General features: G+C 68.8%; 15 protein-coding genes. 5 read left to right on the forward strand and 10 right to left on the reverse strand.

Going from position 1 to position 14126, the window contains the following annotated elements:
• Positions 1 to 36 precede the first annotated feature (36 nt).
• Positions 37 to 741 carry a glutathione binding-like protein gene (locus CAP38_RS08535; RefSeq protein ID WP_086120876.1) on the reverse strand — a complete coding sequence of 235 codons (705 nt, stop codon included), beginning with the start codon at positions 739 to 741 and terminating at the stop codon, positions 37 to 39.
• A 65-nt stretch (positions 742 to 806) separates the two neighbouring features.
• Here CAP38_RS08535 and CAP38_RS08540 point away from each other — a divergent pair, with 65 nt between their 5' ends.
• On the forward strand, positions 807 to 1466 hold the full coding sequence (locus tag CAP38_RS08540; RefSeq protein WP_143435788.1) for a hypothetical protein: 660 nt from the start codon (positions 807 to 809) through the stop codon (positions 1464 to 1466).
• Position 1467: 1 nt separating this feature from the next.
• Here CAP38_RS08540 and CAP38_RS08545 read toward each other — a convergent pair whose 3' ends face one another.
• From CAP38_RS08545 to CAP38_RS08565, 5 genes are read right to left on the reverse strand one after another with little or no spacing between them, the layout of a single operon-like run.
• Positions 1468 to 2727: an acyl-CoA dehydrogenase family protein gene (locus tag CAP38_RS08545; RefSeq protein WP_086120880.1), complete on the reverse strand. Its 1260-nt coding sequence runs from the start codon at positions 2725 to 2727 to the stop codon at positions 1468 to 1470.
• A 59-nt stretch (positions 2728 to 2786) separates the two neighbouring features.
• Positions 2787 to 3872: a phosphotransferase family protein gene (locus CAP38_RS08550; protein WP_086120882.1), complete on the reverse strand. Its 1086-nt coding sequence runs from the start codon at positions 3870 to 3872 to the stop codon at positions 2787 to 2789.
• Between the two features lie 43 nt (positions 3873 to 3915).
• On the reverse strand, positions 3916 to 4635 hold the full coding sequence (locus tag CAP38_RS08555; RefSeq protein ID WP_086120884.1) for a Crp/Fnr family transcriptional regulator: 720 nt from the start codon (positions 4633 to 4635) through the stop codon (positions 3916 to 3918).
• A gap of 60 nt (positions 4636 to 4695) precedes the next feature.
• Complete coding sequence (locus tag CAP38_RS08560) at positions 4696 to 5475, reverse strand: oxepin-CoA hydrolase, alternative type (protein WP_086120886.1); 780 nt, start codon at positions 5473 to 5475, stop codon at positions 4696 to 4698.
• Between the two features lie 8 nt (positions 5476 to 5483).
• Positions 5484 to 7004 (reverse strand): 3-hydroxyacyl-CoA dehydrogenase, encoded by a 1521-nt coding sequence (locus CAP38_RS08565; protein ID WP_086120888.1) that lies wholly within the window; start codon positions 7002 to 7004, stop codon positions 5484 to 5486.
• Between the two features lie 134 nt (positions 7005 to 7138).
• Here CAP38_RS08565 and CAP38_RS08570 point away from each other — a divergent pair, with 134 nt between their 5' ends.
• Positions 7139 to 9187 carry a hypothetical protein gene (locus CAP38_RS08570; RefSeq protein WP_086120890.1) on the forward strand — a complete coding sequence of 683 codons (2049 nt, stop codon included), beginning with the start codon at positions 7139 to 7141 and terminating at the stop codon, positions 9185 to 9187.
• Between the two features lie 18 nt (positions 9188 to 9205).
• Here the strand turns inward: CAP38_RS08570 and CAP38_RS08575 are convergent, their stop codons facing one another.
• The 3 genes from CAP38_RS08575 to lexA form a co-directional block, all read right to left on the reverse strand.
• Complete coding sequence (locus tag CAP38_RS08575; protein WP_086120891.1) at positions 9206 to 10213, reverse strand: D-2-hydroxyacid dehydrogenase family protein; 1008 nt, start codon at positions 10211 to 10213, stop codon at positions 9206 to 9208.
• Between the two features lie 49 nt (positions 10214 to 10262).
• Entirely contained in the window at positions 10263 to 10673 is a 411-nt protein-coding gene (locus CAP38_RS08580; protein ID WP_143435789.1) for a hypothetical protein, read from the reverse strand.
• Between the two features lie 122 nt (positions 10674 to 10795).
• Entirely contained in the window at positions 10796 to 11476 is a 681-nt protein-coding gene (gene lexA / locus CAP38_RS08585; RefSeq protein WP_086120895.1) for a transcriptional repressor LexA, read from the reverse strand.
• A 62-nt stretch (positions 11477 to 11538) separates the two neighbouring features.
• Between lexA and CAP38_RS08590 the strand changes: the two genes are divergently transcribed.
• The 3 genes from CAP38_RS08590 to CAP38_RS08600 are packed head-to-tail and all read left to right on the forward strand — an operon-like array spanning position 11539 to position 13430.
• Positions 11539 to 12516, forward strand: coding sequence for an asparaginase (locus CAP38_RS08590; RefSeq protein WP_086120897.1), 978 nt, complete (start codon positions 11539 to 11541; stop codon positions 12514 to 12516).
• A complete protein-coding gene (locus CAP38_RS08595; RefSeq protein WP_086120899.1) occupies positions 12516 to 12935 on the forward strand; it encodes a hypothetical protein in 420 nt (139 codons plus the stop codon). The genes CAP38_RS08590 and CAP38_RS08595 overlap by 1 nt, the downstream gene beginning before the upstream one ends.
• 18 nt (positions 12936 to 12953) lie before the next feature.
• Entirely contained in the window at positions 12954 to 13430 is a 477-nt protein-coding gene (locus CAP38_RS08600) for a DUF6152 family protein (protein ID WP_086120901.1), read from the forward strand.
• Positions 13431 to 13456: 26 nt separating this feature from the next.
• Here the strand turns inward: CAP38_RS08600 and adk are convergent, their stop codons facing one another.
• Positions 13457 to 14113 carry an adenylate kinase gene (gene adk, locus CAP38_RS08605; RefSeq protein WP_086120903.1) on the reverse strand — a complete coding sequence of 219 codons (657 nt, stop codon included), beginning with the start codon at positions 14111 to 14113 and terminating at the stop codon, positions 13457 to 13459.
• Positions 14114 to 14126 lie beyond the last annotated feature (13 nt).

Below are 14126 nucleotides of genomic sequence, written 5' to 3' on the forward strand. Positions count from 1 at the left end.
GATTGTACCCGCGCCCCGGTGCCGTTCCGGCGCGGTTCAGCGCTTCTGGTACTGGACGGCGCCGAACAGGGTCTGGCGCGCCTTGTCGTCGGTCAGCGGATTGCGGGCGTCGGCCAGCACCGCCACACCGCGCTGCACCGCCGGGCGGGCCGCGATGCGGTCGAACCAGTCCTTCAGACGGGGGTAGTCGGCCCAATCGATGCCCTGGTTCTGCCAGCTGCGCAGCCAGGGAAAGATGGCGATGTCGGCCACGGTGTACTGGCGGCCTGCGATGAAGGGCTGGTTCTGCAGCTGCCGGTCCATCACGCCGTACAGGCGCCTGGCCTCATTGGTGTAGCGGTTGATGGCGTACTCGATCTTTTCCGGGGCATAGATGCGAAAGTGGTGGGCCTGTCCCAGCATGGGGCCCACACCCCCCATCTGGAACATCAGCCATTCGAGCATCTTGAAGCGGTCGCGGTCGGACCGGGGCAGGAACTTCCCCGTCTTGCCGGCCAGGTACAGCAGGATGGCGCCCGACTCGAACAGGCTGATCGGCTTGCCGTCCGGACCCTGCGGGTCGACCAGGGCCGGGATCTTGTTGTTCGGGCTGATCTTCAGGAAGGCCGGGTCGAACTGGTCGCCCTTGGCAATGTCGATCGGGTGCACCTGCCAGTCGCGTCCGAGCCTGAGCCCGCATTCCTCCAGCATGATGTGGACCTTGTGTCCGTTGGGGGTGGGCCAGGAATAGACGTCGATCATGGGTGTCTCCAGGGGGCGGTGGTCGAAGGCGGTCGCCGCGGGCACTTTACGGGAAAATGCCGGCCATGTTCGACCGCACACGCCAAGCCCTGCTGCGCCTTGTGGGCGCGCCCGAGACGCCATCGGGCGCGCCATTGACGCAATGGTGCCGCCAGCACGGTCTGGCCTTCAGCGCTCAGGGGTCGATGGCGTTTGCGGTCAATGGTGCCGAGGGCACCCGCATCTGGCGAGCGGCCTGCGGGCCTTCCACGCGTGGCTACATCCAGGGCCACGAGCTGCTGGCCCGGGTGCATCTGGGGCGGGACGATGGCGCGCTCATCGTGCTCATGAACCGCTCGCTGCGGCACGACATCGAGGCCCAGGCCCATGCGCTGTTCTCGCGGGCCACCGACGACCTGCAGACCCTGACACAGGACGTGCCGGAAGAGGTGCGCTGGATCTCCAGCCTGCGCGACACCGGATGGCAAGGACCGCCGGCCGATTTCTGGACCCGCCATGCGGTCTTCACCGACGACCCCTCGGCGGCCCGGCGCTGGCTGGACGAGGAAGCGGTGAACCGGCTGCTGGCCTGGCCGCCGGGCGGCGTGACCGCCCGGACACCGATGCTGATCACCCGCCAGCGCGGGCGGCTGCAGCTGCGCCTGCAGATGGACCCGCCGGCCGACCCCGACACCGCGGTCCATGCGCTGGACCTGCTGCGCCATCTGGCCGGCCAGGCGACCTGAATCAGCTGCCGCGGGTGACCGGCATCTCCACCTCGGTCTTGATCGCCATGTGGCGCGCCAGCTCCAGTTTGGCGATCGACTGGCGGTGCACCTCGTCCGGGCCGTCGGCCAGGCGCAGGGTGCGCTGGTTGGCGTAGCTGTAGGCCAGCGGGAAATCGTCGCTCACGCCGCCGCCGCCATGGGCCTGGATGGCCATGTCGATGATGTCGCAGGCCATGTTGGGGGCCACCACCTTGATCATGGCGATCTCGGCCTTGGCCACCTTGTTGCCCACCGTGTCCATCATGTAGGCCGCCTTGAGGGTGAGCAGGCGGGCCATCTCGATGCGGCAGCGGGCGTCGGCAATGCGCTCGTGCCAGACCGACTGGGCCGACACCGGCTTGCCGAAGGCGATGCGGCTGTTGAGACGCTGGCACATCAGTTCCAGGGCCCGCTCGGCCGCGCCGATGGAGCGCATGCAGTGGTGGATGCGGCCCGGGCCGAGGCGGCCCTGGGCGATCTCGAAGCCTCGCCCTTCGCCCAGCAGCAGGTTACCGGCCGGAACCCGCACGTTCTCCAGCACCACCTCCATGTGGCCGTGGGGTGCGTCGTCGTAACCGAACACGCTGAGCGGGCGCACCACCTTGATGCCCTTGCTGTTGGCGGGCACGATGATCATCGACTGCTGCGAATGCCTCGGTGCGTCCGGGTTGCTCTTGCCCATGACGATGTAGACCGCGCAGCGCGGGTCGCCGGCGCCCGACGACCACCACTTGCGGCCGTTGATGACGTATTCGTCGCCCACGCGCTCGATGCGACACTGGATGTTGGTGGCGTCGCTGGATGCCACCTCCGGCTCGGTCATCAGGAAGGCCGAACGGATCTCGCCGCGCAGCAGCGGCTCCAGCCACTGGTCCTTGAGTTCCTCGCTGGCGTAGCGCTCGAAGGTCTCCATGTTGCCGGTGTCGGGCGCCGAGCAGTTGAACACCTCGGCCGCAAACGGCACCCGGCCCATGATCTCGCACAGCGGGGCGTATTCCAGGTTGGACAGACCTTCCGGCGCACGCGGGCTGCGCGGCAGGAACAGGTTCCACAGGCCGGCGGCGCGGGCCTTGGGCTTGAGCTCTTCGATGATCCTGGTGGGAATCCAGGCGTTGCCGGCCGCGCGGTTGGCGGCGATCTCGGCAAAGAAGCGGGCCTCGTTGGGGTAGATGTGCTCATCCATGAAGGCGAGCAGACGCTCGCGCATGGCCTTGACCTTGTCGGTGTAATCGAAATTCATGGTGGCTCCTTGGGGATCGTGGGGTGTTCGGTGGCAGTGAGGGTGTCGGGGCAGGGCGATCAGCCGCCCTGGGCAAAGCGCCAGGCCATCTCGGCCATGGGGCGGGCGCCGGCGGCCGAGCGCACGGCCTGCTCGCTCGATGCCGTGCCGGCTTCCACCCGCTTGCCGATGCCCTGCAGGATGGCCGCGAGGCGGAACATGTTGTAGGCCAGGTAGAAGTTCCAGTCGGCCTGCAGCTGCTGCGGGGTGGCAAAGCCGGTGCGCTCGCAGTAGCGCGCGATGTAGTCGGCCTCGCTGGGGATGCCGAGTGCGGCCAGGTCCAGCCCGCCGATGCCCCGGAACAGGCCGGGCGGGATGTGCCACGACATGCAGTGGTAGCTGAAGTCGGCCAGCGGATGGCCCAGCGTGGACAGTTCCCAGTCCAGCACCGCCAGCACCCGCGGCTCGGTGGGGTGGAACATCAGGTTGTCCAGCCGGTAGTCGCCATGCACCACCGAGACCAGGTTCTCGTCCCGGGCCATGGCCGGAATGGCCTGCGGCAGCCACTCCATCAGCCGGTCCATCTCGGGAATGGGCTGGGTGATGGAGGCCACGTACTGCTTGCTCCAGCGGCCGATCTGGCGCTCGAAATAGTTGCCCGGCTTGCCGTAGCCGTCCAGCCCCACGTCGTCCGGCCTGACGCTGTGCAGCGCGGCCAGCACCCGGTTCATCTCGTCGTACAGCGCGCTCCGGCCGGCGCGGTCCATGTCCGGCAGCGACTGGTCCCACAGCACGCGGCCGTTCACGCACTCCATCACATAGAAGGCACGGCCGATGACCGACTCGTCCTCGCAGAGCACATGCATCTGAGCCACCGGCACGCCGGTGCCGCGCAGGGCGCTCATGACGCGGAACTCGCGTTCGATGGCATGGGCCGAGGGCAGCAGCCTGGCCACCGGACCCGGCTTGGCGCGCATCACGTAGGCACGCCCGGGGGTGATGAGCTTGTAGGTCGGGTTGGACTGCCCGCCCTTGAACATCTCCACCGTCATCGGCCCCTCGAAGCCGGGCAGGTGCAGCTGCAGCCAGGCGCTGAGGGCGCCGGTGTCGAAGGTGTGCTGGCTGGATACCGGACGGGTGCCGGTGAAACTCTGGGTGTCGGTCATGCCGTCAGCTCGGTGGGTTGGGACCGGCTGCTCGGCAGACCGGTCAGGCGTCGGATTCGGCGATGCGCATGAGCATCGAGCGGTTGCGCACCACCAGGCCGCCCTGCTCGATGCGGATGGCGTCCTCGCGCTCCATCGACTTGAGTTCCTGGTTCACCCGCTGGCGCGAAGCGCCCAGCAGCTGCGCCAGCTCTTCCTGCGCGAGCTGCAGACCGATGCGCATCTCGTTGCCGTCGGCCAGGCAGGGCACGCCGTAGCTGCGCACCAGGTGCAGCAGCTGCTTGGCCAGCCGGGCCCGCAGGGGCAGGGTGTTGAGGTCTTCCACCAGTCCGAACAGGGTCCGGATGCGCCGCGCCTGCAGCCGCATCAGCGCCTCGTAGAGCTCCACATGGGTGGCCAGGATCTTCTGGAAATCGTTGCGGGCCACGCACAGCAGCGTGGTCGGCCCGTGGGCGTAGGCATCGTGGGTGCGCTGGTCGCCGTCGAACATGGCCACATCCCCGAACCACACGCCCGGCTCCACATAGGTCAGCGTGATCTGCTTGCCCGAGAGCGAGGTGGAGCTCACCCGCACCGCGCCCTTGGCCACGGCGGTCCACTCCGAGGGTGGATCGCCCCGGGCCACGATCAGGTCGCCGTCCTTGAACCGTTTGACGTAGGCGCATCGAAGAATGTCGTGCCGCAGGGAGGGGGAGAGGTTGGAGAACCAGCGACCGTTGTTGATCGCCTCGCGTTCTTCCATTGTCAGAATCGGTTCGTCCATGGCATGTCTTTTGAGTGACTGGAGGGGTCAGGGGCTGTCGCGCCTGGGACCGGCCGTGTGTCAGCGGTAGCGGGCAGGCCGTTTTTCCATGAAGGCCGCAATGCCCTCACCGGCGTTGGCATGGTGCAGGTTGCGCACGAAGTGGTCGCGTTCGGCGGCCAGCTGGGTGTGCAGGCTGGCCGATGCCGCATCGTTCACCAGGTCCTTGATGCTGGCCAGAGCGTTGGGCGCCCGGGCATTGAGCCGCTCGGCCAGTGCGACCGCCTGGTCCAGCGCCTCACCATTGCCGCACACCGTGTTGATGACGCCCAGCTGCAGCAGGCGTTCGGGCGTGATGCGTTCGCCGCCCATGAGCAGCTGCAGCGCGGTGGCGCGGGGCAGGGCGCGCACCAGGCTCCAGGTGGCGCCACCGTCGGGGGACAGCCCCACGTTGCTGTAGGCCATCACGAACACCGCATCGGCGGCGGCCACCACGAAGTCGCAGGCCAGGGCCAGCGAGAAGCCGGCGCCGGCGCAGGAGCCTTCCACCGCCGCGATCACCGGCTTGGGGCAGGCGCGGATGGTCTCGATCCAGTTGTGCAGGCCCTCGATGCTCTCGGCCTGCACCTGCGGCGGCTTCTGGCGGTTGGCCAGCAGGCGCTGCAGGTTGCCGCCGGCGCAGAAATGGCTGCCTTCGCCGGTGATGACGATGCTCCTGACGTCCGGATTGCTTTCGGCGGCCGACAGCGCTTCCACGCCGGCGGCGTACAGCTCCGGTCCGAGGGCGTTGCGGTGCTCGGGATTGCTGATGGTCAGCACCAGGGTGCTGCCCACCGAATGGCTCTTGAGGCTGGCGGTCATGGCGGGCCTCAGGCTTCTTCGTGCTTCAGGCTCAGGCCCAGCGCGCCGCGCCGGCGCAGCCAGGGCGAGGGGCGGTAACGCGGGTCGCCGTAGACCGTCTGCAGGTTGAACAGGATCTCCAGCACATTGGTCGGGCCGATGCGGTCGCCCAGCGCCAGCGGACCCATGGGGTAGCCCAGGCCCAGCGTGACGGCCAGCTCCAGGTCGGCCGGCGTGCAGATGCCTTGCTGGCAGATGTCGGCCGCGATGTTGACGATGGTCGCCGCCACCCGCTGCGACACGAAGCCGCCGCTGTCGCGCACCACGCTGACGGCCTTGCCGTCGCGGGCGAACAGGGCATGGGCCGCATCCCGCATGTCGGGCCGGGTGGCCGGGTTGGTGGCCAGCACGCGGCGCTTGACGGCGGCGTCCTCCAGCATGAGGTCGATGCCCACGGTGCGGGTGGCGTCCAGCCGCTCCACGGCGGCCAGGGTGGTGACGTCCAGACCCAGCGGCGCGACCAGGATCAGGGCGTCGGCCGACGGGGCGGCGCCAGTCTCGATGACGGCGCCCAGGTCCTTGAGCAGCTGGTACAGCTCGGCCCGGCGGGCCGCCTTGGGCGACACCCACACCGGTGGCCTGCCCGCACCGCCCGGCACCGGCGGCTCGGCCGGCACCTCGGCCTTGCCGTCGGTGTAGCGGTAGAAGCCTTCGCCCACCTTCTTGCCCACCACACCGCCGGCCAGGCGCTGCGCGGTGATCACGCTGGGCCGGTAGCGCGGCTCCTCGTAGTACTGGTGGTAGATCGATTCCATCACCGGATGCGACACGTCGAGTGCGGTCAGGTCCATCAGCTCGAACGGGCCCAGGCGGAATCCCAGCTGGTCCTTGAGGATGCGGTCGATGGTGGCAAAGTCCGCCACGCTCTCGCCCACGATGCGCAGCGCCTCGGTCCCGTAGCCCCGGCCCGCGTGGTTGACGATGAAGCCCGGTGTGTCCTGGGCCATCACCGGGGTGTGGCCGAAGGCCCGTGCAAAGGCATCCAGGCGCTGGCAGACCGCGGCGTCGGTCTTCAGGCCGGCAATGACCTCCACCACCTTCATCAGCGGCACCGGGTTGAAGAAGTGCCAGCCGGCAAAGCGCTGCGGGCGCTTGAGCGCTGCCGCAATCGCCGTGACCGACAGGGATGAGGTGTTGGTCGCCAGCACCGCGTCCGGCCCGACGATGCCTTCCAGCTCGGCAAACACCTTCTGCTTCACGTCGAGCCGCTCGACGATGGCCTCCACCACCAGATCGCAGACCGACAGATCGGCCATGCCCGTCGCGATGCGCAGCCGCGCGCAGCAGTCGGCGGCGGCTTCGGGGGTCAGGCGCTGCTTGGCCACCAGGGCGTTCCAGGTGCCTTCCAGAGCGGTCCGCGCCGCCTCGGCAGCACCCGGTTGGGTATCGAGCAGCCAGACCGTGGCGCCGGCCTGAGTGGCCATCTGCGCAATGCCTCTGCCCATGGCGCCAGTGCCAACTACTGCCACATTTCCGAAAATAGGTTGCATAAAGTGTGTTTTATTTGGGGCGGTCACCCTACTGGGTATGCCAGAATGTTTCAACGTGTGAACCCAAGGACAAGAACGTGCGCCAGTTCTGGACAGGTTGTATTTTGCTATCAACGGCTCTGAGCAGCTCCGCAGTGACGCTCGGTCGCCATTCCGGACAGGCCATCGTGGGTCGCCCGCTCGATGTCCGGCTGCAGGTCATTGCAGCCCCGGACGAAGATCCCCTGAGCCAGTGCATCGCCGCCGACGTGTTCTACGGCGACTCGCAGGTGCCCTCGGGCCTGGTGACCGTGACCGTCACCCGTGGTACCAACGGTGCCGATGCCTCGGTGCGGGTGCAGGCGGCGCCCGCCATCAACGAAGCCTTCGTGAGCCTGTACATGCGGGCAGGCTGCGACAGCGCCTTCAGCCGCCGCTACACCCTGCTGGCCGATCCGCTGTCGGAGCCGGTCGCCCCCGCACCGTCGGCACCGGCGCCGGTGGCCGCCGCTGCGGCCGCCGCAACGGGCGCGTCGGCGCCCGCCCAGCCTGCACCGGTCACCGCGCCGGCGGCCGCTCCGAGCACCCGCCCTGCGGCCGTGGCGCCGGCGCCGCGTGCAGCGACCCGCCCTCCCACCAAGGCCCGTGATGCGGGCGCGCCGGCGGCCCGTCCCAAGGCGGCTGCACCGGCAGAGCCGGCCAAGCCCCGGCTCAAGCTCGATCCGGTGGACCCGGTGGCTGCGGCCGAGCCGGACCTCAAACTCTCTGCGGCGCTGGGTGCCGGTCCGTCCGCCAATGAGGCCGACCGTGTGCAGGCCGCCCGACGCTGGGATGAACTCAACGGCGGCGCTCAGGACGCCGCCCGCGGCAACGAAGCGCTGGCCCAGGTGCAGGCCGATCTGGCCCGGGTGCTGGCGGCCCAGAAAGAACAGCAGGAACGCCTGGCCGTGCTCACGCAGCAGCTGGAGCAGGCGCGCAGCGAGCGTTTCAACAACCCCGTGGTCTGGGCATTGGCCGGACTGCTGCTGCTGTGCCTGGGCGCGCTCGCCCGCATGAGCCGCCTCAACCGCCGGAAGGCCGCCTCCCCGGACGCCAAGGCCTGGTGGTACGGGCAGGGCGCGCAGGCCCCTGCGGCCGATGCACCGGCGGCGCCCCGCCGCGTGGCCACCGGCAGCAGCGATCTGATGCCGCTGACCGACCATGGCGACATCGATGTGCAGATCGACCTCGATGCGGCCTCGCCCCCGGTGCGGTCCCGCGTGGTTCCGACGCCCCGAGAGCCGGTGCGTCCCCTGTCGGTGGCGCCCGCCGACCAGCGGGACTTTGCCCCCAGTGCCATCGGCACCAACCGGGCCGTGGCCACCGAAGAACTGTTCGATGTGCAGCAGCAGGCCGACTTTTTCGTGTCGCTGGGCGAGGACGAACAGGCGATCCAGGTGCTGCGCAACCACCTGGCCGAGAGCCACGAGCCCAGCCCGCTGGCCTATCTGGACCTGTTCCGCATCTACCACCGCCTGGGTCGGCAGAAGGACTACGAGGACCTGCGCGACGAGTTCAACCACCTGTTCAATGCCGACGCGCCGGCCTTCGACCGTTACACGGCCCAGGGCAAGGGCCTGGAGGCCTACGACACCGCTTTTGCCCGCATCCAGGCCCTGTGGCCCCAGCCGCGCGTGCTCGATCTGATCGAGCGATCGATCTTCCGGGACCTGCAGGACGAAGAGACCGAGGTCTTCGATCTCGAGGCCTACCGTGAGCTGCTGCTGCTCCACGCCATGGCCAAGGACATGATCGAGAAGCAGTCGCCGGACGGTTCGCCGAAATCCAGCTTCCAGCACACCGCCATGGAACCGCTGAAGGCGGCCACCCGCAACGCCGAGCTGCGCGAGGGCCGCATCACCATGCCGATGGCGGACCACACCCCGCCGGCTTCGCCGCGGCTGGGGCTCGATGTCAACCTGGACGAACTGGCGGTGCAGGCCTTCGAGGCGTCCTTGCCGGATGTGCCGCTGGCCGAGGAGCCCGTCGCCAAGGTGGCCAGCAAGCCCGACGAAGGACTGATCGACTTCGAAGTGTTCGACTTCGACAAGGCCGGTACCGGCAGTGCCCCGATCAGCATGTCGCGGGCTGTCCCGGCCCCGGGCATCGATGCGGACGGTGACGACGGCGAAGGTCGCCCGACCCAGCCGCCGGCCCGTCCCTGAAGACGGAGCCCGGCGCGGTCAGCGCCGGACCTGCAGGGCCCCCGGATTGACGATGTTCGTCGGGGTGCCCTTGATGAAATTCACCACATTGTCGAAGGCCGAGCTGAAGTAGAGCTCGTAGCTGTCCTGTTCCACATAGCCGATGTGGGGCGTGCAGATGCAGTTCTCCAGGCGCAGCAGGGCATGCCCCTGAAGGATGGGCTCCGATTCGAACACGTCCACGGCCGCCAGACCGGGGCGGCCCCGGTTGAGCGCGGTCAGCAATGCCTCGGGTTCGATCAGCTCGGCGCGCGAGGTGTTGACCAGCAGCGAGGTCGGCTTCATGCGGCTCAGGTCCTCCAGCGTCACGCAGCCGTGGTTGCCGGGCGCCAGCCGCAGGTGCAGCGACAGCACATCGGACTGCTCGAACAGGGCATCGCGGCCGGTGGCGATCTCGTAGCCCTGGGCGGCGGCCCGCGCCCTGGCGTCCTCGCTGCCCCACACGATGACCCGCATGCCGAAGGCTCGGCCGTAGCCCGCAACGATCTCGCCGATGCGACCGAAGCTCCAGATGCCCAGCGTCTTGCCCCGCAGCACCATGCCGATGCCGAAGTTGGCCGGCATGGCCGACGACTTGAGCCCGGACTGCTGCCAGGCCCCGTGCTTGAGGTTGGACACATACTGGGGGATACGCCGCATCGAGGCCATGATGAGTGCCCAGGTCAGCTCGGCGGTGGAAACCGGTGAACCCACGCCTTCGGCCACGGCGATGCCACGCTCGGTGCAGGCGGCCACGTCCACATGGGCGCCGATCTTGCCGGTCTGCGCGATGAGCTTGAGGCGCGGCAGTTTTTCGATGAGCTGCCGGGTGACCTGCGTGCGTTCCCGGATGAGCACCAGGATGTCGGCATCCCGCAGACGGATCGACAGCTGACCGACGCCCTTGACCGTGTTGGTGAATACCTTCGCCGGGTAGGGTTCCAGCTTCTCTGCGCAAGCCAGCTTGCGCACGGCGTCCTGGTAGTCGTCGAGGATCACGATGTTCATGACCCGTATTGTGCCCGCCGGCCCACACGGACCCGGACGGGCCGACCGGTCAGGCGGCGCGTTGCAGGGCCTCCTCCAGAGCGGCCAGACGTTCCAGCTCGGCACACACCTGGTCCATGCGCCCCGACAGCACCACGCGGGCACCGGCGCGTCGGTGTGCCGCGGAGCGCGGGGCTGGATGCGCCGCGCCGGCGGAGCGGTCGGCCGGGGCCGGGCCGCCGTGTGGGTCGGTCGGGTCGTCCAGCCGTGGGGCGTTGGCCGCCGGCCTTCCGAGCCACCCGGCACGGGCGAACCGCTGCACGGTGGCCGAAGGCTGTCCGGTCTGTGCGCGCGGCTGCAGGACCTGATGGTCTCCCGCGCCGCTGCGGCCGGTGCGGGTGGCCGACCCGGGCTCGGGCAACCAGCAGTCGATGAGTTGAAGCGGTGCGCGCCAGCTGCGTGCAGAAAAGAAAAGTCCCATGCGAATCTCCATTGGAGGTTGAACACAGGCAGGATTGATCGGTGTGTCGGGCCTCGCAGGGCCGGTGACCGGGAAGCCACCAGCGCCCGCCACCTGCGGGGACGACAGTCCGCGGGATGCGGTCAGATCTGGAAGCTGTTGCGGATCAGGCCGACGGCCAGTCCTTCGATCTCGAACGGTTCGCCCGGCTCCACCACGATGGTGGGGTAGTCGGGGTTCTCGGCGCGCAGCTCGATGTGGCCGGCCTGTTTCATGAAGCGCTTGACGGTCACGTCCTCGCCCAGGCGGGCCACCACGATCTGCCCGTTCTTGGCTTCGCGGGTGGACTGCACCGCGAGCAGATCGCCGTCCATGATGCCGACGTCGCGCATGGACATGCCGCGAACCCGCAGCAGGTAGTCGGGCGTGCGCTGGAACAGGCTGCTCTCGACCTGGTAGGTCTGGTCCACATGCTCCTGCGCCAGTATGGGCGAACCGGCGGCCACGCGGCCGATGAGGGGCAGGGACAGCTGCGACAGGCCCGGCAGCGGCAGGTTGAGCTGGCGGCTGCGGCTCTGGTTGATACTCTGCAGGTCGACGCTGCGCAGGCGGATGCCGCGCGAGGTGCCGCTGACCAGTTCGATGACACCCTTGCGGGCCAGCGCCTGCAGGTGTTCTTCGGCCGCGTTGGCCGACTTGAAGCCCAGCTCGCTGGCGATCTCGGCGCGGGTCGGCGGAGCCCCGGTGCGGGCGATGGCTGACTGGATGAGTTCCAGGATCTGCTGCTGGCGGGCGGTCAGCTTGGGTGTGCTGCTGTCGAACATGGCATTATCCTGTGTGTTTGTACAGTGCCTGTATTTTTAACCAGTTCGAAAGGGTTTGACAAGTGTCGGATGCAGCACAGCCACGTCGCGTCGTCATTCTGGGCACCGGAGGCACGATCGCGGGCCGCGCCACCCAGGCCGGTGACAACGTGGGCTACAAGGCCGGGCAGGTGCCGGTGCAGGACCTGCTGGCCGGTCTGCCGGCCTGGGCCGGTCAGGCGGTGGATGTGGAACAGGTGGCCCAGATCAACAGCAAGGACATGACGCTGCCGGTCTGGCAGGCGCTGATGGCGCGGCTGGTGATTCATCTGCAGCGGCCCGAGGTGGCTGGCGTGGTGATCACGCACGGCACCGACACCATCGAGGAGACCGCCTGGCTGCTGCAGCGTGTGTTGCAACCTGCCACGCCGGTGGTGCTGACCTGCGCCATGCGGCCGGCCACTGCGGTGTCGCCCGATGGCCCGCAGAACCTGTCGGATGCCCTGGCCGTCGTGCGCGCGCCCGGCGCCTGCGGGGTGAGCGTGGTGTGCGGCGGGCAGGTGCATCCGGCCCGCGATGTGGCCAAGGTGCATCCCTACCGGGTCCAGCCCTTTTCGTCCGGCGAGGCCGGGCCGCTGGGTGTGGTCGAGGAGGGGCGCCTGCGGCGTTTCCGCGACTGGCCTCGGGCCCATCCCGATGGGCTGGACGCTCCGGCTGCGGGCCGTTTTGCCGCACTGGGCGCGCTGGCCCGGGTGGCCTGGGTGACCAGCCATGCCGACGCCGATGGCAGTCTGGTGGATGCGCTGTTGCTGCAGGTCGCGCAGTCGCCCGGCCAGGCCTGTCGCGGCATCGTGGTGGCCGGTACCGGCAACGGCTCGCTGCACGAACGGCTGCAGGCAGCGCTGCATCGGGCCCGCGACGCCGGCATTGTGGTGGCGCTGGCCACGCGCTGCACCGAAGGCTCGGTGGTCGGCTGGCCGGCACAGCCATTCCCCGATCTGGACGGGCTGTCGCCGGCCAAGGCGCGGCTGGAGCTGTCGTTGCGGCTTTCGGGGGTGTGATGGGCGCAGCACTGGGCGCCCATCCCTGGGCCTATCCGATGCTGGAGGTGCTGCACATCGTCGGCATCGCTCTGCTGCTGGGCAATCTGTTGCTGCTCGAGGCCCGGGTGTGGGGCCTGGCGGCCGAGGTCCCGGTGGCCCCGCTGGCCCGGCTGTCCCTGGGGCTGGCGGTGTCCGGGTTCGGGCTGGCGGCCCTGAGCGGCCTGCTGATGTTCGCCACCCAGCCAGCGGAACTGCTGGCCAACCGGATGTTCACAGTCAAGGTGGCGCTGATGATGCTGGCCGCCTGCAATGCGGGCTGGTTTCACGCCCGGCGTTCGCTGGAAAGGCAGGACTTCGCCGCCCGCGCGTCCCTGCTGCTGTCGACCGCCCTGTGGCTGCTGGTCATCACCTGCGGCCGCTGGATCGGTTACTGGTGATCTTCAAGAGGAACTTGCATGAACCTGCTCCGACGAGATCTGCTGCTGACCACCCTGGCCACCGGTGTGGCCGTACCGGCCTGGGCCCACCATGGCTGGAGCAGCTTCGATCAGAACCGTCCCCTCTACCTGGAAGGCCGTGTGGCCGAGGTGCGCTGGCGCAATCCCCATGCGGAACTGCTGCTGGATCTGCCGCAACCGCTGGTGCTGCCCGCCGATCTGCGCAACCGCAGCCTGCCGGCACAGCAGGCGGGCGTGGATGGCCCGGCGCTGCTGGCGCGCACCACCTTGCCCCGGCGTTCGGACCGGCGCTGGGAGGTGGAACTGGCCCCCTTGTTCCGGCTCCAGCAATGGCAGATGAAGGAGATCGTGCCGGGCGATCAGGTGGCGGTGGTGGGCTTCACCTTCGCCGAGGAGAAGGGTGCGCCGCTGTTGCGCGCCGAATACGTGTTCCACGACGGCCGCGTCGTGGGACTGCGGTCCAGCCCCGCGTGAAACGGGGGCCGGACCGGGCCTGACGCTCAGGCCGAGAGGGCCTGCATGGCGCGGCTGGTGATCTCGTCGACCGAGCCCATGCCGCTGATGGCGCGGTACTTCGGTGCCGCAGCCGGGTCGGCCTTGGCCCAGCTGCTGTAGTAATCCACCAGCGGACGGGTCTGGGCGCTGTAGACATCCAGCCGCTTCTTGACCGTTTCTTCCTTGTCGTCCTCTCGCTGGATCAGCGGCTCACCGGTCACGTCGTCGATGCCGGCCACCTTGGGCGGGTTGAACTTGACGTGGTAGGTGCGGCCGGATGCCGGGTGCGAGCGGCGGCCGCTCATGCGCTCGATGATGGCGTCGAACGGCACGTCGATCTCCAGCACATAGTCCAGCTTGACGCCGGCGGCCTTCATGGCATCGGCCTGCGGAATGGTGCGCGGGAAGCCGTCGAACAGGAAGCCGTTGGCGCAGTCGGGCTGGGCGATGCGTTCCTTAACCAGGTTGATGATCAGGTCGTCGCTGACCAGGCCGCCGGACTCCATCACCGCCTTGGCCTGCAGGCCCAGCGGGGTGCCCGCCTTGACGGCGGCGCGCAGCATGTCGCCGGTGGAGATCTGGGGGATGCCGTATTTCTGGCAGATGAAGGTGGCTTGCGTTCCTTTGCCGGCACCCGGTGCGCCCAACAGGATGAGTCTCATCGTTTTCCTTTTG

The sequence above is a fragment of the Hydrogenophaga sp. IBVHS2 genome (genome assembly GCF_002127215.1).
Taxonomy (GTDB): domain Bacteria; phylum Pseudomonadota; class Gammaproteobacteria; order Burkholderiales; family Burkholderiaceae_C; genus Hydrogenophaga.